The organism is Natranaeroarchaeum aerophilus (assembly GCF_023638055.1).
Taxonomy (GTDB): domain Archaea; phylum Halobacteriota; class Halobacteria; order Halobacteriales; family Natronoarchaeaceae; genus Natranaeroarchaeum; species Natranaeroarchaeum aerophilum.
The window spans coordinates 169694-195356 of the sequence record NZ_JAKRVY010000006.1; the positions used below are offsets into that span (position 1 = coordinate 169694).

Below are 25663 nucleotides of genomic sequence, written 5' to 3' on the forward strand. Positions count from 1 at the left end.
AGATCTATTCAGGGGCTGTGGAAGAGCTACTCGCTACCGAGTAGTATTTATCATGATCGTTCCGGTAAATTATTGTCTTCGCTCGTAATCACTCCGAGTACAGATGCCAGTATATTGGCTGGACGAGATAGGGGGAGACGATCTGGATATTGTCGGTGGTAAAGGAGCATCGCTCGGCGAGATGACGGGAGCGGGCCTCCCCGTTCCGCCGGGGTTCGTGGTTAGTGCCGGAACGTATCGGCTGTTTATCGAAGAGGCGGGTATCGACGACGAACTGTTCTCCGTCGTCGACGTCGATGTCGAAGATTCGGCTGTGCTGGCCGATGCAGCGGAGCGAGCGCAGACGCTGATCGTCGAGACGGAGTTCCCCGAGGATGTACGGACGGAGATACTCGACGCGTACCGTTCGATCGGAGTCAGTGACGGGAGTGAACGAACGGAGCCGTTCGTCGCGGTCCGGTCGAGTGCAACAGCAGAGGACCTGCCGGACGCGAGTTTCGCTGGGCAACAGGAGACGTTTCTCAATATCCGCGAGGAGGGCCTGCTCGAACGGATCCGCGAGTGCTGGGCATCGCTGTTCACACAGCGGGCGATCTACTACCGGCAGAAACAGGGGTTCGACCACAGGAGCGTAAACATCGCAGTCGTTGTCCAGCGAATGGTGGACGCGGATCGGAGCGGTGTGCTCTTTACGAGTCACCCCTCGACAGGGGATCCCAGAATGATCGTCGAGGCGGCGTGGGGACTGGGCGAGGCCGTCGTCTCTGGTGCCGTCTCGCCGGACAACTACGTGATTGATCGAGCGGACGGGGATGTCCTCACCGCGACGGTCGCGGACAAGAAGGTCATGCACGTCAGAGACGCAGAAACCGGTGAGACTGTCGAGAGCTCCGTTCCCGAACACCGGCGACAGCAACGGGTCCTCTCGGACGAGGAGCTCCACGAACTGGTCGCCCTCGGCGAGCGCGTCGAAGACCACTACGGAAGCCCACAGGACGTCGAGTGGGCGATCGTGGACGGCGAGCTATTTTTGCTTCAGTCCCGTCCCATCACGACGATCGGCGAGGGAGAGGACCGGGAGGGCGTGACCGCATCGACTACTGACGTACTCGATACTGGCACACCAGACAGTGGTACAACCGATGGGAGCGGGACGGTTTCGGAGGAGACGGGTGAAGGCGAGGAGCTTATCAACGGACTCGGTGCGAGTCCGGGAACGGTCACGGGTCCGGTACGGGTCGTCGACAGGCTCGACGAACTCGACAGGGTCAACGAGGGCGACGTAATCGTGACCGAGATGACGACGCCAGACATGGTCCCTGCGATGAAACGGGCTGCAGGGATCGTCACCGACGAAGGTGGGATGACGAGCCATGCGGCGATCATCTCCCGGGAGCTGGGCGTGCCCGCCGTGGTCGGAACGCAGAGTGCGACGGTCCAGCTTGATGACGGGCAGGTAGTCACTCTCGACGGCAAGCGGGGAGCCATCACGAGTGGAACCAGCGCGAGTAGTTCGGAGCCCACCCCAGATGTCGAGGCGATGCCCGCGGAGACGAAGCCGATGACCGCGACCGAGGTAAAAGTCAACCTCTCGGTCCCGGACGCTGCGGAACGTGCGGCCGCGCTGGGTGCGGATGGTGTCGGACTGCTACGGATCGAACACATGGTGCTGTCGCTCGACAAGACGCCCGAGCGCTACGTTGCTGATCACGGTGCCGACGCGTACGTCGACGAACTGATCGACGGGATTCGAACGGTCGCAGATGCGTTTTACCCCCGCTCCGTCCGGGTCCGGACGCTCGACGCGCCAACCGACGAGTTCCGTGAACTACAGGGTGGGGACGACGAACCCCACGAGCACAATCCGATGCTCGGCTACCGGGGGATCAGGCGGAGCCTCGACAGGCCAGACGTGTTCCGTCACGAACTTGAGGCCGTAAAGCGCCTGCACGAGATGGGCTACGATAACATCGAGATAATGTTCCCGCTCGTGACCGATGCGGATGACGTGCGTCGTGTTCGTTCTCTGCTGTCGGAGGTCGGGATCGATCCGGACAAACGTAACTGGGGCGTGATGATCGAGACGCCTGCGAGCGCGCTTCAGATCGAGGAAATAGCGGATGAAGGGATCGACTTCGCCTCGTTCGGGACGAACGATCTCACCCAGTACACGCTTGCCGTCGACCGAAACAACGAGGTCGTCGCGGATCGGTTCGACGAACTTCACCCGGCAGTGCTTGAGCTGATAGAGTCGACGATTGCAACCTGTCGCGAACACGGCGTCGACACCAGCATCTGTGGGCAGGCCGGATCGAAACCGGAGATGGTCGAGTTTCTCGTCAAGGCGGGCGTCTCCTCGATCAGTGCGAATATCGACGCGGTGCGGGACGTCCAGCGGGAAATAAAACGGGTTGAGCAGCGCCTACTCCTCGACTCCGTCCGGTGAACTGACCGAATCGACCGGTAGCCCCCACGCTTTTCCGTGCTGTCGTGGCTGATTCACAGGAGTGGCAAGATCGGGACGAACTCGTTTAGGATGCCGATCAGCACCCGGATGGACGTGTCCAGCTAGCTGAGGAGGAGTTGCGTTCCGAGTCGTTCCCCGTCGTCGAAACTGTACGTTTATTGGGATCGGCACGAAAGACCGCGGGCATGAGCGATGCGGATTCACGAGGGTCGAGTCGATGACCGACGAAGCGACGGTGTTCGTCCCGGGACATATTACGGGATTTTTCACCATCTCGGAGGACGACGATCCGACGAAAGCCGGGTCACAGGGCGCTGGCCTGGCACTGTCCGATGGCGTGACCGTCACCGTGCGGGCGGCCGACGAGCGTGCCGTGTATCTCGACGATACCAGTATCGAGGTCGAATCGGTCGACCGCGTCCTCGACGCCCTGAACGCGGACGTGCTCGTCGATGCAGAAAGCGACCTGCCGCTGGGTGCTGGGTTTGGTGTTTCGGGGGCACTCGCGCTGGGGGCAGCGATTGCGACCAATCGGGTTCTGGATCGGGGGCTCTCGGAGAACGAATTGATCACTATCGCACACGGTGCGGAAGTACAGGCGGGGACTGGCCTCGGCGATGTCGTTGCCCAGGCGAAAGGCGGGATTCCGATCAGACTCGAACCGGGCGGCCCACAGCACAACATGCTCGATGCGGTTCCATCGCGCGCCCGAGTAGAATACCTGCACTATGACGAGCTATCGACGGAGTCGGTGCTCGACGAGCGCGGCGAGCAGCTCAACAGCGCCGGAGAAAAGGCACTCTCACTGCTCGTACAGGAACCGACCCTTTCGAGTTTCATCTACGCCTCGCGTGGGTTCGCACGGGAAGCAGAGTTACTGACGCCACGGGTCGCCACAGTCATCGACGATGTCAGCGACGCTGGCGGTCAGGCCTCCATGGCGATGCTCGGTGAAACGGTGTTCGCACTGGGATCGGGACTCTCCGATGCGGGCTACGAGCCGGAAAGCTGTAGCACGTATCCGGCTGGCGCAGTGTTCCAGTGACTCCAGATGCCGAACTGGAAGTGAGGACATGTGAACTTTTCAATCGGTGAATGACACCTCTCGTTCCCTGGGGTTGATTTTTCATATAACTACTATACACAGCAAAAATTTTTGCTTTTGAATCAGCAAACTACATCACATAGCGTCTACAACCGGATATATCGCGAAACTGCAGTCGTTGCATCTCCAGTTATCATTAATAATAATTGCCGGAAGGTTTTTTGATTGATCAGGTAAAGGTGGTAGCGAATGGCTATTGATGACGCCGACCAGTCGGGGTCACGTGGATTCGAATCCGCCGATGAGTCGGCCGCTCCCGCCGAGGACGAGCAGGAGTCGTCCTCGGATGCTGTGCGTGTCGGGGAGTACACGTGGGCCGATTTTATGGAGGAGTTTGGCTACGGTGATGAAGTCGACGATCTCTATCCGGATCCCCCCGAAGAAGAACTCGGTCTGGACAGTGGCGAAGACGAGGAGCTCGAGCCGCCGAAGCCGACTGGCGATGACTGGCAGAATACGTCGCTCGATCCGGCCACCTATCTCGGGTTCCAGCCGGACGGCTTTACCGATGTTGTCGCCGACTTTGCCGCACCGTGGGCGAAAGACTGGGACCGGACGCTCTGGTCGTATATCGACCCGATGCAGACTGCCGCGGTCAAAGACGAGTACGAGTGGGAACACTTCAAACAGGAGTTCTACTACGAGGGCCGTGGTACGGACGTCAAAGCGCCCAAGAACTCGGATGGCGAGCCGGTTCCCTGGGAACCATCGGACTATCTGGGCTTCGATCCGGACACCGTAGAGGGCCGTCTACATGCCGGTGGCGACCGGGCGGAGATACTCTCCGATCTCATCGATGAACGAACGGTCAACGTTCGCGAGGAGGTCGAGGAAGACGAGTTTTTCACTACCGACAGTGGCTACACAACGGTCGTCAATCGGTACGATCTCGAAAAGGCCGTGCCGATGGCCAAAAAGCTCCACTTTCGCGAGGAGAACCGGTACTGGGTCAACAAACCCTACGCCTTCGTCATCCTCTTTCACTCCGAGAAGGAAAACGAGAAAAAGTACTACCTGATCGAGCCCCACCAGAACGAGATCGAGGACAATCTCCGGGACTTCCTCACTGGAAAGCTCCGGACGGCGATCAAGTACGCTGACGACGAGATAGCGACCGCCGGTGACGAGGAAAGTCGTAAGGACGTCCTTGATCGAGAGACAAAGCGGCTTCTCAGACGCTACGATCTGTTCAGCGCTACCGCCGACCAGGAAAGCGGCATCGTCGACGAAATCAAGAAGCTGATGGGGAAAGACGTCGAAGATGACGATGAGGAGCGGCAACTAGAGGGGATCGAGGTCCGCCCGGAACCCGCCGTCCTTGCCGACGATCCGGAGTCACTAACGGAGTATCAGGTCGAGAAGCTGCTCTACCTGCTGAAACGTGACTTCATCGGTTACGAGCGGATCGACGGTATCAAACACGACATCAACGTCGAGGATATCTCCTGTGACGGCTACAACTCGCCCGTCTTCGTCTATCACACCGACTACGAGCAGATTATATCGAACGTCTATCACGAGGAGGACGAACTGGACGACTTCGTCGTCAAACTGGCCCAGCGTTCCGGGAAGGGTATCAGCAAGCGGCGTCCACAGGTCGACGCCACGCTGCCCGATGGCTCACGATCACAGCTCACACTGGGCCGGGAAGTGTCCGACCACGGGACGAACTACACGATCCGGCAGTTCAAAGACGTCCCCTTTACGCCGATCGACCTGATCAACTGGAACACCTTCAGCCTCGACGAGATGGCCTTCCTCTGGCTCTGTATCGAGAACCACAAGAGCCTGATCTTTGCCGGCGGTACCGCATCTGGGAAGACGACCAGCCTGAATGCAGTGTCGCTGTTCATCCCCTCGAACACCAAGATCGTCTCCATCGAGGACACCCGGGAGGTCGAGTTGCCACAGCGAAACTGGATCGCCAGCATCACTCGACCCTCCTTCTCCGACGACGACGAGGGCGACGTCGACGAGTTCGACCTGCTGGAGGCCGCACTGCGACAGCGCCCTGATTACATCGTCATGGGTGAGATCCGTGGTGAGGAGGGTCGGACGCTGTTTCAGGTCATGTCGACCGGCCACACCACCTACACGACGTTCCACGCAGACAGCGTCGGTGAGGTGCTCAAACGGTTCACGACCGAACCGATCAACGTCTCGAAGACGATGTTCACGGCGCTGGATCTGGTCTCGATCCAGACCCAGACACGGGTACAGGGTCACAAGGTCCGTCGGAACAAGGAACTCACCGAGGTCAACCACTACGACGCCGAGAACGACGAGATCAACGTTCAGGATGTCTATCAGTGGCAGGCCGAGACCGACGAGTTCCTCAAGATGGGTGAGTCGAACACCTTAGAAGAGATCAAGTTCGATCGTGGGTGGGGTCAGGAGCGACTCGAGCGGGAGCTGGAGGAACGGCGGACGATCCTGGCGTACCTGATCAAGAACGATCTCAGCGAGTACAGCAAGGTCGCGGCGACGATCCAGGCGTACATCAACGATCCGGACACCATTCTCACGCTGATCGCCAACGGACAGCTAGAGGACAGTCTGGAGGACCTCCGCGAGATGGAAAGCGTTCTGATCGATGTCGATCCCGAAAAGGAAGCGCTTGTTCCGCGCCCATCCGCCAACGAGGAAGGGATGAACGAGGCCACAGACATTCTCGAACGCGCACAGGAGTCGATCTTCGAGGAGTATCGTGGGAAGACGCCGAGCGGACTCTCTACCACGTTGGACGACATGGCAGAGCCGGAGGACACGGAGGTCACCGGCGAGACCGACGAGTTCGAGTTCGACGCGGCGGACGACGCGTTCGGCGTGGATGAAGACAGCTTCGACTTCGGTATGGACGATGTCGACGATCCTGGCTGGCTCTCGGAGGAGGACGGGTTCTTCTTCGGCGGCGACGATGTAACAGGGGAAGCGAGTGCGGACGCGGGCGGAGCCGATACGGTTGCAACGGATGCACGGGATGCGATCGAGAACCTTTCGGCAGAGGCTACCGATGTCGAGGATACCACGGAGTCAGGGTCCGACCTACCGGCGACCGTCCCTGACGAGGAGTCCGAAGAGACTGCGACTGCCGATTCGACCGCCCCGGACGCATCGGGAACGGCTCCCTCACCTCCGGAAGACGAACAGGTCGACACTCCTGCAGTGGGATCGGACACCGAATCAACGGAAACGGGGGGTGATGGTACTGCTGAGGAATCGACTGATGCTCCACAGTCTCCGGAAGCGGCGACGGAGAGCGGAGAGCCGGCCGACAGCGGTGATGCTCCCGTCCCTGACGAGCCGCCAGAACAGAGTACAGAAACACAGGCGTCTGCAGACACCGACGAGCCGGTTAGCCCCACGTGGGATGACGACACAGGCGGCGATTCTGACGTTGGGGGCGACGACGATTCGGACGGAGAACCTGCCGACGACACCGCGAGCGTCTTCGGGGAGACGCCCGAGTCTGGTGTGTTCAGTGAGCGCGACGATCCGGACGGCGGTTCCCTGTTCGATGATCGCGACGAAGCACCGTTCGGCGAGGATGCAGGGCCGGTCGAGACCGACGTCGAGCATCCCCAGGAGTCCACGCCAGCAGAACCGGACACAGAACCCGAGGGGGAAGCGGAGCAGCCCGCGGACGACGAGTCCGAACCGGAGATTACGATCGAAGTTCCGGATGAGGGTGCGGCTACGACAGAGGGCGAGCAAGCGTCTGACACTACCGAATCCGCCAATGGATCCACGGGGACTGAGACTCCCGACGAACCGGAGGTTGAACCCCCTTCAGAGAGTCCGGCTCCCGTCGAACGGGAGGTCGACCAGTCCAGGGAGACGGTCGATCCCGACGAGCCCAGCGAACAGGGTACAGAGCCGGATCACCCCGAGGCGGAGGGTGACGAGGACGGTACCGTCTTCGACGAGATCGATAGCGACGAGGACGGTACCGTCTTCGACGAGATCGATAGCGATGAGGGCGAAGAACACGACGGTGGCGTGATCGACGAGCGGATAGAAGGATTCGAGTACGTCGACTTCGACGCAGAGGACGGTGAGGACTGACGATGAGCCTCGACAGGACTGGGGGCTCCGGTGGCGGCGTTGGCTCCGGTGACGGTCTTGGCGATGCGTTCTACCCGCTGTACGAGCGACTGTTCGCCGACGATAGCGACTTCGTCGCCGACGTCGAGCAGAAACTGGCCGAGTCCCGGATGCCGTCGACGGTCGAGATGTACATCTCGCGGGCGCTCGCGATCGGCGTCATCAGCGGCGTCATCCTCTGGGCGCTGGGGACGCTGCTAGGCTACTCACTGGTCGCCATGGGGCTGTTCGGGCAGGACCCACTGCTTGGCATCCCAATCGCGAACGAGGCCCTGCTGGAACTGGTTATCAGCCTGCGTGTCCCCCTGGTTATCGCCGTTACTGGACTCGTCTTCGGGACGATCGGGTTTGCAGTCGGCTTTGGCGCACTCGTTGCGGTCCCGTACTCCCGGTCGTCCGCACGGAAACGCGAGATCAACATGCTGTTGCCCGACGCGGTCTCTTTCATGTACGCCCTCTCGGTGGGGGGGTTGAATCAACTCGAAATCCTCGAAGCGATGGCCAACGCCGAAGACACCTATGGCGAGGTGGCCCGTGAGTTCCAGACCATCGTGCAGGAAACCGAGTATTTCGATACTGACTACCGGAGTGCGATCCGGAACCAGGCGATGACATCGCCCAGCGACGAGCTGAGTCAGTTTCTGACGGATATGCTCTCGATCGTCAACAGCGGCGGGGACATGCAGAGCTTCCTCGACGACAAAAAGGAAAAGCACATGCGAACCGCCAAACAGCAACAGGAGATGACCCTCGAAACCCTGGAGCTGTTCGGGGAGATGTACATGACGCTCTCCCTGTTCCCGCTCTTGCTAATTATCATTCTCGTCATCATGGAAATGATGGGGCAGGACCAGACGATGATGCTGTACGGAACCGTCTACGCGCTGGTCCCCCTGACCGGTCTCGGATTCCTCGTGTTGATCTCGACGGTCAAAGAAGACGAGCCGGGTGACGGTTATCTCAATCCGGAGGGCTCGAGTCAGTGGGTAAAGGTCGATACTGATACCGGGATTCTCAACCTCGGGTTAGTCGAGGAGTACACCGGCGAGTTCGGCGTCTTCGACCGCATGAAAGACCGCGAGGGGACCTACGAAACGCTCAAAATCATCCGCCGGCCACATATCTTCTTCAGGGATAACCCGCTAATGACGCTCGCGCTGACTGTCCCCGTTGCACTCGTCGTCGTCGTCACGGCTCTGGCATCCGGCTCGGTGCCGACCTCGTGGGAGGGAATGCAAGAGAACGCCGTCTGGGGAACGTTCGCCTACGTCTACCTGCCGCTGTACATCGTTCTTATTCCACTGACGATCTTCTACGAGTGGAACGTCAGACACCGAAAGAAGGTGCTCAGCGATATGTCCGACAGTCTCCGAAAGCTTTCCAGTGCGAACGACACGGGGATGACGCTCCTGGAGTCCTTTAGCACGGTCTCGGATACGTCCTCGGGCAAGCTCGCCACGGAGTTCGAGACGATGTACGCGAAGGTCAACTACGGGATGAGTCTCCGGGATGCCCTCGTGGAGTTCAACAACAAGTACCACATGCCGCGGATGGCCCGGACCATCAAACTCATCAGCAAGGCTCAGGAGGCCTCCAGCCAGATCACCGACGTGCTCACGACGGCTGCACAGGCCAGCGAGAACCAGGACGATATCGAGCGCGAGCGTCGCTCCCGGACCCTGATGCAGGTCGTCATCATTATCATGACCTACCTGACGCTGCTGGCCGTGATGGCGATCCTCCAGACCCAGTTCCTCGACGTGATGGCCGGCCTGACAGAGGGTGCGGCCGATGCTGGCGAACTTGACGGGGCTGGTGCTGGCGGTGGTCCCGAGGCACTTGGCTCGGACGTCGACACGCAGCTCATGTCGATGTTGTTCCTGCACGCGGTGACGATGCAGGCGATCCTCTCGGGGATGATCAGCGGCTACATCCGCGACGCCGAGATCCTCAGCGGGATGAAGTTCGTGATCGTCCTCATGACAATCGCACTGGTGACCTGGATGTTGATCACCTAACATGGCGGGAACGACGAACTTCTGGACCGAAGAACGCGCCCAGACCGCCCAGGACTTTGCGATCGGTATCAGCATCTTCCTGCTGGTCGTCGGCGCGGTGTTTGCGTACTTCCCGACGCTGTTTACCCCCTACGGACAGGCGATTCAGGGTGAGGATACCAGTGCGCAGGCCGAACGTGTTGGGATGTTGATCGTCGATGGTGAAGAGGATCGAAATGTCCTCACTGACGAGTCGTGGGTTGACGAAGAGGGTGGACAACTTCAGCAAGATTTCGGGCTAGCCTCTACGTCTCAAGTCGAAATTACATTAACTGAATTGGAACCAGACGGTGAGGAGAGAGCAAGAGGGGGCCACGAACATCAGGAACAGGATGCGTCGTCTATCTCCCGGATCGTACAGGTTAATCACGAAGAGTTTGGCGACGTTAATGAGGATGATTGCGATCCAGCCTGCCGACTCACAGTGAGGGTCTGGTAATCATGTCGGACACACGCGGACAGGCGTTCACGCTCGAAGGCGTCATTGGTGCGATGATACTGCTGACTGCTGTCCTCTTCGCGCTCAACTCCGCCGTGTTACTCCCCTCGACCGGCGAGACCGGGAATCAGGCCCAGATCGAACAGGAGGCGAAAGACATCATGCAGATCGCTGCCGACGAAGAGCTGCTCTCGGAGACGGTACGGTGTTACGACACGGAGAGTGAGGGATGGTTCGGAGGAACCGGTCCATCGACGGCACCGCCCGACAACGAGTTCGGGACGATGCTCGAAGAGACATTTGGGGACCGCGATCGATCGTACAACGTCGAGTTTGCTGACGGAGAGACAAGCTACGACGACGACGCCAGTCGAATCGTCTATCAGGGTGCGTCGACGCGGGACGGCGTCAGTGTGACTCGCACGGTGACTCTGTATAACGATGACTCCCTCATCGAGAATGACGGATGTAATCCCAGCGGTGGGGACGATCTCGGTGAATTAGATCAGGAAGATACACCGTACCCGATCAGCGATACAGATGACACGGAACAGATCTACAACGTCGTCGAGGTGCGACTGACGATCCGATAACCATGATGGGACACACTGATGACCGAGGACAGCTCATCCTCGCCGGAGCAGTCGTCTTTTCGCTCGTACTGATCGGTATCGTGGTCGTCTTCTCGACGACGTTATTTACTGCGAATATGGCGTCGAGTTCGGCGAATGCGGGGGTGTCAGATGCGGGAGCGTTGGAGTCGGATGTCGAGCGGACCGTACTCGAGTACGCCGACCGAGTGAACGACGATGAGTACGATGTGGATGACTTCGAGGACGATATCGAAGACGAGTATCCAGAGCTACTTGCCGAACGGTACGCCGAGTCCGGACCTACCATTGCCGATGTAAGTATTGATGCAGAAACAGATGAAGATGAAAATGAAATTGAGAGTGCTACAGTCACTGTAGTCTACGAAACACGATCGGCGACGATCGATCGAGAGATTGAGTTGGAGGACCTCAACTAATGAGCCGAAAACAATCCTTCCCCGCCGACCGCCGCGCCGTCTCGGTGACGATCACGCACGTCCTCACGATCGGGATCACGACGATCCTGATTTCGGGGCTGTTGATCGGGACGGGGACGCTTCTGGATAGCCAGAAGGATCGGGCGACCTACGATGAGAAGTCGACGATCGGTGATCGTCTGGCAGGCGAGATTACGGCAGTGGATCAGGCGGCACAGCAGGAGTCGGACGGAGAGATAACGGTTCGGACCGAACATCCGCGACGGCTCTCGGGCGGGCAGTATTTCGTCACGCTAATTGACGACTGCAAGGTCTGGGAGGGCTCGGGAACAAACCCAGATCGCTACTGTCTTGAACTCGAATCGGGACAGACAGACAGCGTCGAGGTGCCGCTTGTTATTGAATCTGACGTTGATACTGGCTCACCGGTACAGGGCGGCGAGATCTGGATCCATCACGACGGCGACAATCTAGAACTACGGAATGATCGGCCATGACATTTGGACCCGACTCCACTGACACCCCATCGGCGCGCGACCGCGCAGTCAGCGACCTGCTCGCCTTTGTGCTCGTCTTTGGTATCATCATCACCTCGGTCGGCGTCGTCTACATCTTTGGTCTCGGTGCGCTCGGCGACGCGCAGGCGGCCCAGCAGGACCGCAACGCCGAACGCGCCTTCTCCTCGATGGGGGCGTCGTTCAACGATCTCCAGACGAATCGCGGTCAGGAGCGACTGGCCGAGTTGAATCCACGGGGTGCGCGGATGAGTATCGATGAGTCTTCTCCAACAATTTCGGTTGATGGAATAAGTGAACTGAACGATCAAGATATGGGTGCGATGCACTATGACAACGATAACACCCGCATTTCGTACGAACTCGGGGCTGTATTCCGCTCTGACGACGAAAACAGCGTAATGATCCGTGAGCCGGAGTTCGTCTGTCGGCAACTCGAAGACCCCGATGAGACTCGTGCGATCGTCTCTTTTGTTGACGCCAGTATCGAGGGAGACGGTCCTACGGCGGTCGGCAGCGAGAGCACGATGCAGATCGGTGCGATACAGGAGGAGCAACAGGCGCACACACACGATAACGAAATTGAGATCACTATTGAGGGATCCTCACATGCTGACGCGTGGGCTCGATACTTCGATGCCAACGACTGGGAAGGTGACTTCAATGATATTGAGTCCGGAGATGAGGTTACTGCAACGTGTGAGAATCCTTCCGCTGACAAGGTTGTGGTCCGCAGCACGGAAGTCGATCTCAGCCTCGAACGTGGCGACAGTTAAGATTGAACCCCTTCAGACCGCCTTTTCAGCTTCCGCCTGCACCAGATACGCCCGGTCGTCGCTGTACTGGCTGACCTCCTCCAGCGCGTCTTCGGTGCCGATCTGGTTGAGCGCCCACGCCGCGCTGGCGCGAACGGTGTCGGAGTCGTCCTCGGCGAGCGTGTCGGCGAGCGGCTCTATCGCGCGGGTATCGCCGATCAGACCGAGTGCGCGCGCGCCGCGACTGCGGAGCTCCTCGGTGTCGGAGTCGAGCTTCTGGGCAACGGCTTCCGTCGCGTCCTCGGAGCCGATCTCGCCCAGCGCCTTGATGACGACCTTCTGGAGGCCGGGATTGCCGTCGCCGTCGATGTACTCGACAAGCATCTCGACTGGTTCCTCGGAGCCGATCTTGCCGAGAATACGGATGGCGTCCTGATCGCGCTTCTGGGCGCGCTCCATCATGGGCTCGACGGCCTCCTCGCGGCCCATCCGTTCGAGGGCTTCGAGGCAGTGTTCTTCCATGAAATCCGAATCGAGCAGGTCGAGCGCGATGAGGATCTTCTCGACATCGCCGCGCTTCTCGAACACCTTCAGCGAGTGCCATTCGGGCGGGAAGTCCTTGCGATGGTCCAGCACGTCGTAGAAACCGTGGTGGTCGAGCTTTTCGCGAACCGAGAGGTCACTCCACGTCTCGGCGGCGTCGATATCGTCGACGAGCGTTTCGGCCGCTTCGAGCAGCGTGCCGATTGCCTCCTCGTCGGCGTCGGCGTCCAGCCCGGTCGACTCGATGGCGTCGGCAGCGTCTTCGAGCCCCGCGACGAAGTCCTCGATCTCCGGTTCAGCGGCGAGTTCGAGGCCAGCATCGAGTTCGTCATTGACGCCATCGAGGAACCGTTCGACCGCGCTCTCGATCTCATCGAGACCGGCCTCGGTCCACTCCGCGCTCTCGATCTCCTCGATCGCAGCGTCGATCTCCTCGATGACGTCCTCGTCGTATGGACCGCGTGCTTCTTCGAGCTGGTCTTCGAGCTCCGCTTTCTCGTCTTCGAGTTCCTCCGCCGGAGGTTCCTCGTCTTCGTCGTCCGGCTCGGGGAGATCAGCTGTTTCGAGATCGGTTTCGAGCGCGTTCAGTTCGCTCTCTATCTCGTCGAGATCGATTTCGGTTTCTGCCTCGTCGAGTTGTTCCTCGATCGCCGAGAGCCGTTCCCGGAGCTGTTCGATCGTGACCTCTGCCTCGCCGTCGTCGCCGGTATCATCGTCACTCATGTAGACCCCTCCATGCCCTGCCCGCTACGTCGGAGCGTGACCGGACTCATATAGCTCTATATCTTGGCGTAGGCCTTCTAAGCGTTTCCGTTTGTGCCCGACACATCGTCGCGCCAGTAGAACCGCGGCCCGAGAGTCAGATACGCCAGTCCGAGGATCAACAGGGCGTACGGAAAGGTGCGTCCGGCCCACGTCGGGATCAGGATCGCGAGCGCGTGGGTGACGCCCATTATAAACGCATCACGGGCGAGTAGATCCGGATACTCGATCGGCGCGACCATGAGATAACAGAACAGTGCCGTTGCCCCGAGCAGATAGTACGGGTCACCGAGCCCAGCGAGAATCGCTGCACCGATGATCGTCGCAGCAAGCGTCGTCTGTACTCCTTCGGTGTAGGAATCGCGCGTGTCGTAGGCGGTGTACATCCCAAGCCGAAGCACTGCCATCGCGACGAACAGGGCAGGTAGTCCGAATACCAGCGCCGCTTCGGGAGTCAGTGCGGGACCGCCTACGGCCAGCCCGTCGCGGGCAACCACGAAGACGATGACTGCGGGGGCGACGGAGAACGATGCCACGTCCGCGAGCGAATCGAGGTACTCGCCAGCCGGTGAGCCGCCGTACGCGCGCGCAACGACGCCGTCAAGGCCGTCAGCGATCGCGGCCAGCAGGAGCAGTCGTGCCGCGGCCATCGGATCCGAAAAGGCGACCACCACGGTCAGAAATCCCAGTGCAGCGTTGGAGATGGTCACTGCGTCGGCGAGACTCATCCGGCCGACGAAACGTGGCTGCATATGCCCGTGAAATGCCCAGACGTAACTTACGTTTTTACATTCGACCCGACGGGGAGTGGCGAACAGATCCCGATAGATCGGGCGACCTATATTCTTCAAATCCTCATCTGTTCGTATGGAGCGCCGGACCTATCTCGCCACGCTTGGCGCTGGGACGCTCGCCGGGCTTGCTGGCTGTACAGCCTTCGGCGACGCCGAGTACGACATCGGGATGACTGCCAACGGGTTCACGCCCGAGACCTACGAGGCGTCGGTCGGCGAGACCGTCGTCTGGCGAAACACGAGCTCACGCGCCCATACCGTGACCGCCTACGAAAACGCGATTCCCGACGGCGCAGACTACTTCGCCTCGGGCGGGTACGAGAGCGAGGAGGCCGCTCGGGACTCGTGGCACAGGGATCTTGGAGGAAATATCGACGTTCAGAGTACATATCGGTCCACCTTCGAGGTCCCCGGTGAGTACAACTACGTCTGTATTCCACACGAGCGTGGCGGGATGGTTGGGGTCGTGGTCGTCACTGACGACTGAGCATTGTCACCTGTCGGTACTGCTCACAAAAATTTCGAGCGCTACCGCTAGACGTCGACGTCTTCTTCGTCCACGTCGACAGAGGTCTCCTCTTCGGCTGCGACCTCCTCGGGACGTGCTTCGAGTCGAGTTTTCTGGATCTCGACGCGGCGGACCGGGTAGATGGTCTTTGCCTCGCCGTAGATCGCGCTAGAGAGTCGACCCTCGACGATGCTGTCGAGGAGCTCCTCGAACGAGCGCTCTGCGCCCGCTTCCTCGACGATGTCGATCATCTCGCGGCGGATCGCCTGCTCCTGGCTGGCGTCAGCCTTCTTCGTCGTAAACGCGACGGGCTGGACCTGTACACGGTAATCGTCGGTCGTCAGGACCGTGACGTAGGCCTCGATCTTCGAGGCACCACGGCGGACCAGCGAACGCAGGTAGTCCCGCGTGAGTTCGTGTTTGATGAACTCGGTGTACGCGGCGTCGCTACCGACGTCGTTGATCTTGAATTTCAGTTTCGTGTTGTTCTCGCTGGCGTCGTTTCGAAGGTCGCCCAGCGTTGTTTCGATGTTGCGGCCGAGAACCTTGTCGGGTTCGTCGGCGGGTGTTTCACCCAGCTCCTCGCGGTCGAACTGTTCGGGAGCGTGGACGGTGTACCACCGCTTTTCCTGTGCTTGCTTGGATACGGATCGTTCACTCATGGTTGTGTGTTGGTATGTTGGTCGGCGTGCTGTACGATCTGTGTTGCGACATCTACATTGACAACGTAATCGTCAACGTTCGTCTGGAGTCCACCAGTGGTCTCGCGCTCGATGATCGTGACGACACGGTCAGTGTCGTCGACGTCGGCGGCGTTCTCGACGCGTGTCTCCATCTCGTCCGTGTTGTCCGGCCGGATCGCTCGTGCGATCGTTTCGGCGTACTCGGATGTCGTTCGGATGCTTGCGCGTTTCATAGTGCCTCCCTGAACGCGGCGATGAAAGACTTTGTTTCGCCCTCGAATCTGGCGTAGCCTCGTCGGTTCGTACCAGCGAACTCGCCGCCGGTCGTTTCGATAGCACTCGCGAGTGCGTCCTCGACGGAAGCATCGCCTGCTTCGTCGACGGCAGCGACAGCTGCTTCGTCGGCGGAGACGACCAGTGCGGTCGGTTCCGGCGAGCAGTACTGCAGCAGTAGTCGTGCCGTTGTCCGAACGGGAGCGTCCTCGACGCGTGCGACGAACAGGCCGTCGTACCGGCCGGTCGTCCCGTTCTGCAACCCGTCGTGGACTGCAGCAGCGTGGGTACGCCATGCCGATAGTGCATCCGACCGGGCGTCGTACCCGAGTGCCAGCGCGATACCGGTCCCCGGCGCGTTACTCGCAACGGCCGAGAGCACGTCAGCGTAGCCTTCGACCGTCGCAAACGGACCGTCCGGAATCGTGTAGGGAGACAGCGCGCCTTCGATCGCTTCGGCGGCGCGAGCCTGTCCCTCGTCGACAGCCGTCGCGTCCAGCGCGACGAGCGACGCGATACGCCGATGTGCATCGGCGTCCAGTTCGGCTGGCAACGCGAGCTCTGCGAGCGTCGCCTGTACCGCCTCGGGGCGTCCCGAGTAGGAAGCGTGAAACAGCGTCGAGTGGGCGAGTCCGTCCGACAGGTCGTCGACCGGGAGTCCGACACCGGGGCGCTGTTCGACGCCACGTTCCACTGCGGCGTCCAGTACCCCGGCCGTATCATCTGCACCGATAGCTGCTCCACTCGCGACCGCACCCGCGAGGGCGAGCACAGCATCGGGTGTTACTCCGAGGTCGCGTGCGATCTCGAACGCAGTCGCGCTTGTCGGGCGAGTCGTTGGTCGAATCGCTGATAGCACCGACTCGTCGGTCTGACCGGGGTCGATACCGATCGGAACGACGAGCGCGTCGTCCACTCGTTCACTCCGTCGGATGTAGGCGTCGCGTGTTTCGACAACGCTCACCTGGAACGGCGAGCCGATTTCGTCGAGTGCACGGGCGAGGACGCCACTCGCTGCAAGCGAATCGCCGTCAGCATGCGCGAACAGCCTGACGAATCCGGCCTCACGTAGCTGGGCGGCGATGTCACTTGTAGCGTCAGCGTCGGTCGTTGCTCGCCCGCTCGTAGACATCTATATGATCTCGACGGCGTTCTCGTAGGTGTACTGGAAGTCTTCGTCGATCGCGTCGCCGCGGTAGTAGTCCGCGAGGCGGCGAACCTTCGACTCGGTGTTCTGCAGTGCGCGCTTGTTCTGGTGGTCCTGTGGGTTCTCCTCGACGTGCTCGTACAGTCGAACTGCACGGACGAGCAGGTTGTACAGATCGTCGGGGAGTTCGGGGTCAGCGTCGTTCTCTTCGAGGATCTCGGATACTTTCTTGCCCGTCGCGAGCTTGACGTTCGGAATCGGCGTCCCCTTGACGCCCTCGTCACGCAGGACCAGCCCGATCTCGCTCGCGCTGTGTCCCTGCTCTGCTAGCTCGACGACGCGCGCTTCGATCTCGTCGGCGTCGACGTCGCTCCACTCCGGTGGTTCGTCTGCCGCCGGGTGATCGGAACCGGCCGATCCACGGCGACTGGTATGCATTCGTGCCATAGTTTGAGGATAGGAACCGCACAGACCGCTAAACGATAGACCGGCCACGTGGCCGGGTTCACTTCCGCAATCCCAAGCCGCCCGAGTGGACGGCGAGTCAGATTTGCGGCCGTGTTGTTCCCACGTACATTTCCTGTCGCGCCGGAACAAAAGCATGTCGAACTGTTCTGTCTGGATGATACACCTGTTACCCCCCACGACCAATAGTTTCCAGTTGAGCGTCAACTACGGTGTCGTTGGGGGAACGGTGTTTTTCTCTGTTGGACTTTTCCTATACGCTCCAAAGTATTTTAAAAAGAAATAGTATAGATGGATTTATGTAATCGAACCCGCATCGATATCACATGGTGTCTACGCTAACCATCGTTATACTCCTGATCGTGTTTGTCCTCTTTTTAATCGGGGCAGGCGCGGTCTGGTACGGAATCAACCTCTACAACAACCTCGTCGATCTCAAGAATCGCGTCGACAAGCATTACGCAGACATCGAGACATCGCTCCAGCGGCGTAACGACGAACTGGATGGCGTGATCAACTTCGCCAAGAAGGCCCTCGATCAGGAAGATCTCTACATCGAACTGGCCGAAGCCCGTGAGTCGGCAGGGAACGCCAATACCCCCGCCGAACAGGCACAGGCCGACCAGCAGGTCCAGCAGGCAATGATGAACTTCGAGATGCGCATGGAGGACCATCCAGACCTCGACGGCACCGAAGAGATGTTCAACCAGATCGAGAGCGTCCGGGCGATCGAGGCCGATCTCCAGGATAAACGGACTGTCTACAACGACGGAGTGACACGGTACAACACCCGAATCGAGCAGTTCCCGTACATTCTCATCGCGAACCAGTTAGGCTACGACAACAAAGAACAGTTCGAGGCCGAGGAAGAAGCAAAGGACGCACCCGACTACGAAGAAGCCCTGAACGTCTGAGCACAGTATGTACCCGCTCTCGCTTCCAATGGCTGATTTCGTGGTGGTCTTGCTCGTGGAGTCGATCATGTGGCCGCTGCTGCTGGTCCCACTCGGCCTGTATATTGGCTACGTCGGTCTCAGGAAATACCAGACGAGCCAGCTCATCGCAAATACACCAACCCAAAAGGCACGATCGGTGGCTGGTGGGCGAGCAGAACTCGAAGGGAAAGCTGTCCCGGCAAACGGCACGGTTCCCAAACCGCTCTCGGATGGTGACTGCGTCTATGGCCAGTACGAAGTGCAGGAACGGCGCATCATCCGGATTCCAACCGGAAAGAATCGAAAAAGCATGCGTATCCCTGTCTGGGTGACAGTAGGCCGCGGAGACATCGGACAGCCGTTTTATATCGAAGACGATACCGGGCGAGTGCCTGTGGATCCCTCGGATCTCGACCTCCTCGTCGAGAACGGCACGGGAACCCGAACGGCACGCACCGACGAGCGAACACCACCAGACGTACAACAGTTCGAGGAGCACCACGACATCGACGGGGACAATAAGGGGTTCATCGAGCGAACAAAGGACGATTTCCACCCGACGAACATCTCGGTACGGACGTTGCTCAAATACTGGGCCTACGTCAGTTCGCCCTTTCTCAACCTCTTCATGTCGCTCGGGTTGTTTTCGCGGCAGCGACGGCGCTACGTCGAGCGATACATCGAACCGGGTGAGGAGATCTACGTCTTCGGGAACGCCCGTGAGCAGGAGAACAAGGCTGCCGACGCGATTGAGACCGAAGATCGGCTCCTCATCACCAAAGACGAGATGACCAATCGCTTCGTCGTCTCGGATTCGGGCACCGAAGACACTACCGTGCAGACGCTTCGCCGCCAGGCACCTGTCTGGCTTGCCAGTGGGGGCATTCTTAATGTCTTTGGCGTCTACCTTCTCGTAACAGGCCTGCTCTGATGACTGACGAGGATTCCAAGAAGACTGTCGAAACCGACGCGGACTCCGCCGCCGACGAACTGGCGCCTGCAGAGGAATCCCCAGACGACGAACAAGCGCCGTCGATGGACGCGATCGAGGCTGACCTCACCACCCGTGATGCGGACGTCACCGCCGATCAGTTTCTTGATCTTGAATCGGATCTCGCTCCGACGGCCGCAACCGAGGTTGATGACTCGATCGTCGCACGCGTAACGGGAGCTGGCCGTGTCGATGCCGACGCTGTCCCGGATGCGTTCCCCGTCGACATCGAGACCGACACGGCGCTGGCTATCGAACTGTCGGTTCGCGACGAGACTGTGACCACGTTTTTCGAGTATCCAGACTCGGGCACCAACGAACGGCTGGGACGCTGGTTGGCGACACTCGAGATTGATCCCGGAGCGTTCGCGGACCTCAACGGACAGCGCGTACTCCTCACCGTCGAGGAGGGGTTTTACGTACCGATCGTTCCCGATCACCCTCCCCGAGGCTCACGCCTAGGTATCGTCGGTATCCTGGCTGGGCTTGCGTTTTCAGCCGCGTTCTACGCCTCGCTCCTCGTTGGCTTCGTTTCCCTGTGGTGGGTCGTCGGATTCGCTCTCGTGACGCTGGTGGTGTTGCCAGCCGTGACCGCACTGGACGCCTGGTCTCTTGCGACCGAAACCGACTGGCGACAGAGCCCCTGGTTCTGGAGTGTACTGCTCGGGATCCCGCCGATCAACGTTCCTGCGGGGATCCTCTATCTGTACTACCGGCGGCAGGCTCGATCGCTGACAGATCCCTGAGACAGAGGGCGTTTCGAGGGGTTTATTTATGCCCGCGGTAAATCAATTGTTGGCGACGCGGGCTCGTAGATCAGCGGTAGATCATCCCCCTGGCACGGGGAAGGCCTCGGGTTCAAATCCCGACGAGTCCATTTCCTTCCTCGCTTCGCTCGTCAGTCAATGAACTCGTCGACCCTCGCAAACAAACCGCGTTTGCTCAGTCCCGACGAGTCCACCGGAGCGAACTTTTGTGAGCGAGTCTGCGGAGCTGGAGGGAATGAACAGCCCGCCCACGGGGCATGTACGCTTGACGAACGGATCCTTGAGCATCTCGGAAATCGCTCGTGGGAAACTCCGGCGACGAACTCAGTAGTGATGAAGTTCAACACGAGCAAGAGCCGAGTTGAGGAATGGTGTGAGAAGCTTGCTCAGGCGGGTCTGGTTGCACGGATGTAACCATAATGTGTGAATATTGTAACCTGTTCTATTGACGTTTTAGTGAATTGCTGAAGGATGAATGGCAGACTACTCTGGAGATCCTTCAGAATTCAAGGTGTACTGGTTTGCTCGTGATCTTGTTGCGGCGTCGTATGGCAGTTATGCTACCAAGGAAACAGGGATGCTGAGACAGCTCTCTGGACACCTCGACAGTACATTTGATGATAACAGCTGGGATGGAGAGTCAGATCTTGATGAACAGAAACAGCTGATCCGGGATCTCATCACCGGTTCAGTAAATAAGATGTATGCTGGCGATATCTCCAAACGATACCGCCAGACGGAGGACCTTGTCGAAAGGATTCTGCGTCGAATTGACGACGAGGACGACGTCAGGGAATTCCAGATCGCTATTGACGCAGTCGTCCGGACCAGTGAGATTCTGGATACAACTCCCAGCTATGGCGAAGATGAGATTGTGGAGATAGTGGACCAGACACTCCGGACGGAGTCCGGGGGGTTCGATCCATCGAAAGCCTATGATGCTCTGTACAATGTCGATTTTGACGGAGAGGCCTATCAACTGGGTGCTCAGCGGGAGCCTCTAATCGATTATGTGCACGAAATGATGAACGATCTCGATGAAGAATCTCACATCGGAGAAAAAGAAGTAGCCCGGATTGTCTCTGGTATCGTCCAGGAGTACGAACGTCGAGCTGGACAGAGTAGAGCATCGACTGCAGGAAACGTTCTTGAGACCGGACTCCAGCATATCTTCGACCGGTTCGAGATCCCGGCAACTGGAGATCCCGCACACTTCGGGGATCTTGAGATTGATAACATGGTCGAGGGACCCGAGGGTAGTATTGGATTTTCCTGCAAGCGAACGCTTCGAGAGCGGTTCCGGCAGAGCCTCTCCCGTGAAGCCGAGATTGGTGTTGATGAGGTCTGGTTTGTCTCTCTTCTGATGGCTGATGTTTCACGTGAGAAGTTAGAGGATATCAGCAACGACGGTAGTCGGATCTATGTCCCCCGGGACTCGTTTGTCTGGAATCGGTACCATGACGCCGATGATCTCTCCTATACGCTTCGGCCAGCAGATCAATTCATAGAAGATGTAGTGGAGTTCACGGGTGTGGAGTCTGAGATCGGAAATGCTGATATTTCCGCGTGAGTACAGATGCTCTTGCAAGGGACTATTTGGTTCCAGAGTTCGCAGCCTAACGTGAGAAATCAAGCAACTGAACAGTACCCGTCTCAACGATCTATCTGGTGAGTCACATCCTCAATTGTATGGGTGACGATTCGCGATGATATATCTGCGTCAAGTTCAGTCAAGCTATTCGCGATTTGTTGGTTGAGTTCGCGCCCCTGATCACGGTTTTCTTTCCGGAACCGCTTCATAACATTCTGAATGATATTTGCAGACTCCGTGAATTCCTCTTTCTCGAAAGCTTGTCCGATGATATATATGTCACTCGTGCTATCCGGCCCAATCGTCAGATCTGGATTTTCGACCAGGTCGATTGGTTCGTCAGCTGCCATCACAGCACGGAACCAGTCTCTGACAGTTCCCTCCGTTTTATCGATACCGTGTCGATCAAGTAAGCTGTAAATCACACCGATATTTTCATACTCACTGTAGATCTCCCGCATCGTCGACCACCACGTTTCCAGTGACTCTATAATTTCAGACCCAGATGGGCCTTCCCCGTAGAGTTCTGACAGTGCATCTTGGTAAAGCTCTTGTCGGACTGAATCGGGGATAATCTTGACCGTATCTCCAGTGACAAGATCATGAGCAGTTATCCACGTAAACTCGGAGCTATTCTCCCCGACGCTTGATTTCTTTAGCAAGACTGATCGACTAAAATCGAGCTCTACTTCGTTCGCATCCGTGGTTGAGATCCTTACTTTGCCCGACTCATGAGCCTCTGGACCCCCCGACGCACCCATTCCGCGCCCAGTGGCTGTGAACGCACTACTGGTATCCTGGAATGTTTCCACGTCCGGAAACGGTGATTCCTCCGACGGTTTCTCTGTTTCCTCCACGTCGCGGCCATGTGGCTGTTCGTTTAGTTCCGGTTGGGCTGGCCACTCGATCTCATTGGGTACTCCCAGTTGATCGTGGATACGAGTGGCCTGTTCGTCAATCCACCCCTCGAGACGGTCTTGGCGATCGGTCCCATAAGTGAGCAACTCGAGCTTCTCGGCATTGGGCGCAAAATAATAATTCGCGAGAGGCGGCGGAACATCTGCCGGTAAGAGTACCCGATCAACTACATCAAAATCACGGAACTGGTCGGGCTGAGAAAGATATACTCCGAGTTTCTCAAGATCTGCAGGCGTATACGACGTGGTTTGACGGATCGCATACTCAAACACTTGCTGCATGTGGCCAGACAAAAAGACGATCGCGATACGCTCATCGGTCTGCGTCGCCTCCGTCAGTTGCTCTGTAAGATATGTGAATTTTGGATTCGACTCCGAGAGTGCGTCGTACATCGCCTCGAGGTGGTCAATCACTTCACTGACCGTCGCTGGAACGTACGCTTGCTCGTACTGATCACGCAGCTGGTCCAGTGAGTGAAGCAACTGTTCTGTTGTTTCAGGTGAATACCGGCCCTGCCTGACAGATTCTTCTCGAACCCACTCGTTGTACAGATCTGTCGGAACAGAGAGCCGCTGTATATTAAACAACCGACTCCGAATCGTCCCAGCGAGCTCCTCTGTCGCTGGTTCGTCAAGGTCGACGTACTTTTCGTAAATTCCATTGATGTGGTCAATCAGCTCGCCGGCTCCGAAGCTATGGAGCATGAACGACCGTGGATCGGACAACCGGCATATCTGCGCCCGGGCTTGATCAATAGCGGGCACGATGTGATCCTCTTCAGTCTCCGGCCCTGCTGTTCCCAGCGCCTGAGCTGGTAGCCGCGATACAATCCGTGATATTCCTTGGCTTTGCTCTTCAGGATACCCATACCGTGGCCAGCCATACCCAGCGTCGTGTTTCGTGAAGAAACTATACTGGAAGACTACCGATGTCTCTGGCGCGACATCACGAATTGCATCAATTAGCTCTGGTTCACTTCTTGATGTGTGGGCTTGGAGATTACAAACAATCACATCGGGGGCGTCTATTGCTGCTAATCCTTCCAGTGACTTTGTCAAGACCACTTCATTTGGTCCGCTGGCGTCTGTGTTGTAGGGAGTCACGGAGTCTCCCTGTACACGGCTTACTGTTAGCCACTCGGTCGCCGGCAGAGCTGTCCCAGATATGTTATCCTTTTCACCAAACCCATATGATGAAAGAGCTTTTCTAAAATCTTTGAGCGTTCCCCACTGGACGGAGGTTCCGGGCGTATACACAGCTACCCGGACCCCCTCATATTGGTGAGCTCCCTGTAGTGCAAGCTCCAGTGGCACAAGGACACCAGCATGAGGGACATAATACGGGAGTAAAACTCGGCCAGATCCACCTGATTGATACATCATCGCGAGATTACGGAACAGTGCTTGGTGGTACTCGTCAAACTCGATCGGATCCCACCGCCCCTGCACTGTTGCATATTTCAATGATGCCTGCAATCCCAACAGGCGGCTTTCCTCTTCTGAATCAAAGCGAAGGGGAAGACAACCTTCGGGAGCTGATTGATTGGTCGCAGTATCGACTCGCTCTTGCACATCTGGATCAGGGTCCTCCTGGGAAGCTGCCAGCGCATCTGGCGTTGGATATAGATTTACCCCGGAGAGCGCATGGCTCGCCGCTCGACGAATCTTCGGATCCTCGCTTTGCAATCCCCGCAGGAGCTCGGGGATGAGGCTACCCGGATCGGCTACTGTTTGCGTGAGTCCGCCAAACAGTTTCATATAAAGGGCGCGAGTCGATCCCTCTGCATCCCGTGAAAGCCCCACAATATGATCCAGTTTGGGAAATTCTTTGCTGGATTTTATGCGTCCCGCCTCAATCAGGGCAGCCAGCAATTGCTCCCGCTCAGATCTGTCTTTGGCACCAGTCAGTCGGTCAACGAGCTCGCTGATCACTGCAGATAACTCGGCTGATTCGCCGGCTGCAACAGCGCCTACGACCCGGCCATGTGCCCGGAGATCCGTCTTATCGAGGTCAGTGACCAGCTGCCAGACAGAAAGACCCGTCTCAACGTCAGGACTTTCGGAAACGACAACAAGGATATCTGCTGCAGTTGTCGCAACATCGTCGTCGCCCTCACAGACTAGTTCATACAGTAGATCGAAATCAACATGTAGTCGATCCGGCTGGTCGGCTGCGATTAATTGTAACGTCTTTAAAGCAGTTGGCAAATCTTCTCCGGCATTCAGGTCTGTAACGGCCCGCTCGTGAATCACTTCGAGTGCATCGGCTGCGGCTTCTTCCGGGGCTCCGGTTTCGTCATCACGCCAATCAAGCAGTATCTTGACACTCTCCGTGCCGCCAATACGGGCAAGCAAATTGTAGGTCGCGATGCGTTGGTCGATTTTGCCCTGGAGTAATGGGCTGAGAGCATTTGCAGAAACCTCATTGAGAACGTCATTAGACCCTACTTCGCTAAGAGTCTCAACCGCCTGATAATATGTTTCTCTCGTAACCTCTCCGTCTGACGTGTACTCGCTGCCCAATTCTTCGAGAACGCCTGTGGCAACCTCCGGATCAGTCTGTATCAGATTTTGAAGGAATTTCCCAAGTCGCGTTTTGAGACCGCCACTGGAATTGTGGAATAAATTGAGAAAGCGGCTGGTATATGGGAGTACTCGCTCAGGGTGTCGTTCCAAAACGTGCTCGAGCTCGTCGATGATCGCCCACCGTCGATCCCCTTCTACCTGATCGTAATTATCGAGCAGTTGCTCGACGCGGTCTGTAGATCCGGACATACTAGTTCCTGCACCCCGTCAAATACCGAGGCTGCAGATC

The 25663-nt window shown here is 58.2% G+C and carries 21 protein-coding genes and 1 tRNA gene; 15 read left to right on the plus strand and 7 right to left on the minus strand.

The window, feature by feature from the left end:
- Window positions 1-103: 103 nt before the first annotated feature.
- The 9 genes from ppsA (at window position 104) to AArcSt11_RS11825 (ending at window position 12493) form a co-directional block, all read left to right on the plus strand.
- Window positions 104-2446: a phosphoenolpyruvate synthase gene (ppsA, locus tag AArcSt11_RS11785; protein ID WP_250597277.1), complete on the plus strand. Its 2343-nt coding sequence runs from the start codon at window positions 104-106 to the stop codon at window positions 2444-2446.
- Between the two features lie 238 nt (window positions 2447-2684).
- Entirely contained in the window at window positions 2685-3512 is an 828-nt protein-coding gene (locus AArcSt11_RS11790; protein WP_250597278.1) for a pantoate kinase, read from the plus strand.
- A 249-nt stretch (window positions 3513-3761) separates the two neighbouring features.
- On the plus strand, window positions 3762-7637 hold the full coding sequence (locus AArcSt11_RS17095) for an ATPase, T2SS/T4P/T4SS family (RefSeq protein WP_353617764.1): 3876 nt from the start codon (window positions 3762-3764) through the stop codon (window positions 7635-7637).
- Window positions 7638-7639: 2 nt separating this feature from the next.
- A complete protein-coding gene (locus AArcSt11_RS11800) occupies window positions 7640-9694 on the plus strand; it encodes a type II secretion system F family protein (protein WP_250597280.1) in 2055 nt (684 codons plus the stop codon).
- Between the two features lies 1 nt (window position 9695).
- Window positions 9696-10172, plus strand: coding sequence for a DUF7287 family protein (locus AArcSt11_RS11805; protein WP_250597282.1), 477 nt, complete (start codon window positions 9696-9698; stop codon window positions 10170-10172).
- Between the two features lie 2 nt (window positions 10173-10174).
- The gene (locus tag AArcSt11_RS11810; protein ID WP_250597284.1) at window positions 10175-10765 is read left to right on the plus strand and encodes a DUF7288 family protein; all 591 of its coding nucleotides are present in this window, start codon (window positions 10175-10177) and stop codon (window positions 10763-10765) included.
- Window positions 10766-10767: 2 nt separating this feature from the next.
- Window positions 10768-11202, plus strand: a complete 435-nt coding sequence (locus AArcSt11_RS11815; RefSeq protein WP_250597285.1) for a DUF7261 family protein — start codon at window positions 10768-10770, stop codon at window positions 11200-11202.
- Complete coding sequence (locus AArcSt11_RS11820) at window positions 11202-11699, plus strand: DUF7266 family protein (RefSeq protein ID WP_250597286.1); 498 nt, start codon at window positions 11202-11204, stop codon at window positions 11697-11699. The genes AArcSt11_RS11815 and AArcSt11_RS11820 overlap by 1 nt, the downstream gene beginning before the upstream one ends.
- Window positions 11696-12493 carry a DUF7289 family protein gene (locus tag AArcSt11_RS11825; RefSeq protein WP_250597287.1) on the plus strand — a complete coding sequence of 266 codons (798 nt, stop codon included), beginning with the start codon at window positions 11696-11698 and terminating at the stop codon, window positions 12491-12493. Before AArcSt11_RS11820 ends, AArcSt11_RS11825 begins: the two co-directional genes overlap by 4 nt.
- 12 nt (window positions 12494-12505) lie before the next feature.
- Here the strand turns inward: AArcSt11_RS11825 and AArcSt11_RS11830 are convergent, their stop codons facing one another.
- Window positions 12506-13738, minus strand: a complete 1233-nt coding sequence (locus tag AArcSt11_RS11830) for a HEAT repeat domain-containing protein (RefSeq protein WP_250597288.1) — start codon at window positions 13736-13738, stop codon at window positions 12506-12508.
- 77 nt (window positions 13739-13815) lie between these two features.
- The gene (locus AArcSt11_RS11835; protein WP_250597289.1) at window positions 13816-14529 is read right to left on the minus strand and encodes a protein sorting system archaetidylserine synthase; all 714 of its coding nucleotides are present in this window, start codon (window positions 14527-14529) and stop codon (window positions 13816-13818) included.
- Window positions 14530-14644: 115 nt separating this feature from the next.
- Here AArcSt11_RS11835 and AArcSt11_RS11840 point away from each other — a divergent pair, with 115 nt between their 5' ends.
- A complete protein-coding gene (locus tag AArcSt11_RS11840) occupies window positions 14645-15058 on the plus strand; it encodes a cupredoxin domain-containing protein (RefSeq protein ID WP_250597291.1) in 414 nt (137 codons plus the stop codon).
- Window positions 15059-15105: 47 nt separating this feature from the next.
- On the opposite strand, the gene AArcSt11_RS11845 is transcribed toward AArcSt11_RS11840, so the two are convergent.
- From AArcSt11_RS11845 to AArcSt11_RS11860, 4 genes are read right to left on the minus strand one after another with little or no spacing between them, the layout of a single operon-like run.
- Window positions 15106-15741 (minus strand): 30S ribosomal protein S3ae, encoded by a 636-nt coding sequence (locus AArcSt11_RS11845; RefSeq protein WP_250597293.1) that lies wholly within the window; start codon window positions 15739-15741, stop codon window positions 15106-15108.
- On the minus strand, window positions 15738-15995 hold the full coding sequence (locus tag AArcSt11_RS11850; protein ID WP_250597295.1) for a KEOPS complex subunit Pcc1: 258 nt from the start codon (window positions 15993-15995) through the stop codon (window positions 15738-15740). The genes AArcSt11_RS11845 and AArcSt11_RS11850 overlap by 4 nt, the downstream gene beginning before the upstream one ends.
- Window positions 15992-17167, minus strand: coding sequence for an exonuclease RecJ (locus AArcSt11_RS11855; protein WP_250597296.1), 1176 nt, complete (start codon window positions 17165-17167; stop codon window positions 15992-15994). The genes AArcSt11_RS11850 and AArcSt11_RS11855 overlap by 4 nt, the downstream gene beginning before the upstream one ends.
- On the minus strand, window positions 17168-17629 hold the full coding sequence (locus tag AArcSt11_RS11860) for a 30S ribosomal protein S15 (protein WP_250597297.1): 462 nt from the start codon (window positions 17627-17629) through the stop codon (window positions 17168-17170).
- Between the two features lie 344 nt (window positions 17630-17973).
- On the opposite strand from AArcSt11_RS11860, the gene AArcSt11_RS11865 reads away from it, so the two are divergent.
- The 5 genes from AArcSt11_RS11865 (at window position 17974) to AArcSt11_RS11885 (ending at window position 21910) form a co-directional block, all read left to right on the plus strand.
- On the plus strand, window positions 17974-18561 hold the full coding sequence (locus AArcSt11_RS11865; protein ID WP_250597298.1) for a LemA family protein: 588 nt from the start codon (window positions 17974-17976) through the stop codon (window positions 18559-18561).
- Window positions 18562-18589: 28 nt separating this feature from the next.
- Window positions 18590-19513 carry an E3 ubiquitin ligase family protein gene (locus tag AArcSt11_RS11870; RefSeq protein WP_250597299.1) on the plus strand — a complete coding sequence of 308 codons (924 nt, stop codon included), beginning with the start codon at window positions 18590-18592 and terminating at the stop codon, window positions 19511-19513.
- Complete coding sequence (locus AArcSt11_RS11875; protein WP_250597300.1) at window positions 19513-20319, plus strand: L-rhamnose-proton symporter family protein; 807 nt, start codon at window positions 19513-19515, stop codon at window positions 20317-20319. The genes AArcSt11_RS11870 and AArcSt11_RS11875 overlap by 1 nt, the downstream gene beginning before the upstream one ends.
- A gap of 59 nt (window positions 20320-20378) precedes the next feature.
- Window positions 20379-20450 (plus strand) — tRNA-Ala (locus tag AArcSt11_RS11880).
- A 365-nt stretch (window positions 20451-20815) separates the two neighbouring features.
- Window positions 20816-21910 (plus strand): PDDEXK family nuclease, encoded by a 1095-nt coding sequence (locus AArcSt11_RS11885; RefSeq protein ID WP_250597301.1) that lies wholly within the window; start codon window positions 20816-20818, stop codon window positions 21908-21910.
- Window positions 21911-21993: 83 nt separating this feature from the next.
- On the opposite strand, the gene AArcSt11_RS11890 is transcribed toward AArcSt11_RS11885, so the two are convergent.
- On the minus strand, window positions 21994-25623 hold the full coding sequence (locus AArcSt11_RS11890) for a DISARM anti-phage system protein DrmE domain-containing protein (protein WP_250597302.1): 3630 nt from the start codon (window positions 25621-25623) through the stop codon (window positions 21994-21996).
- Window positions 25624-25663: the final 40 nt, after the last annotated feature.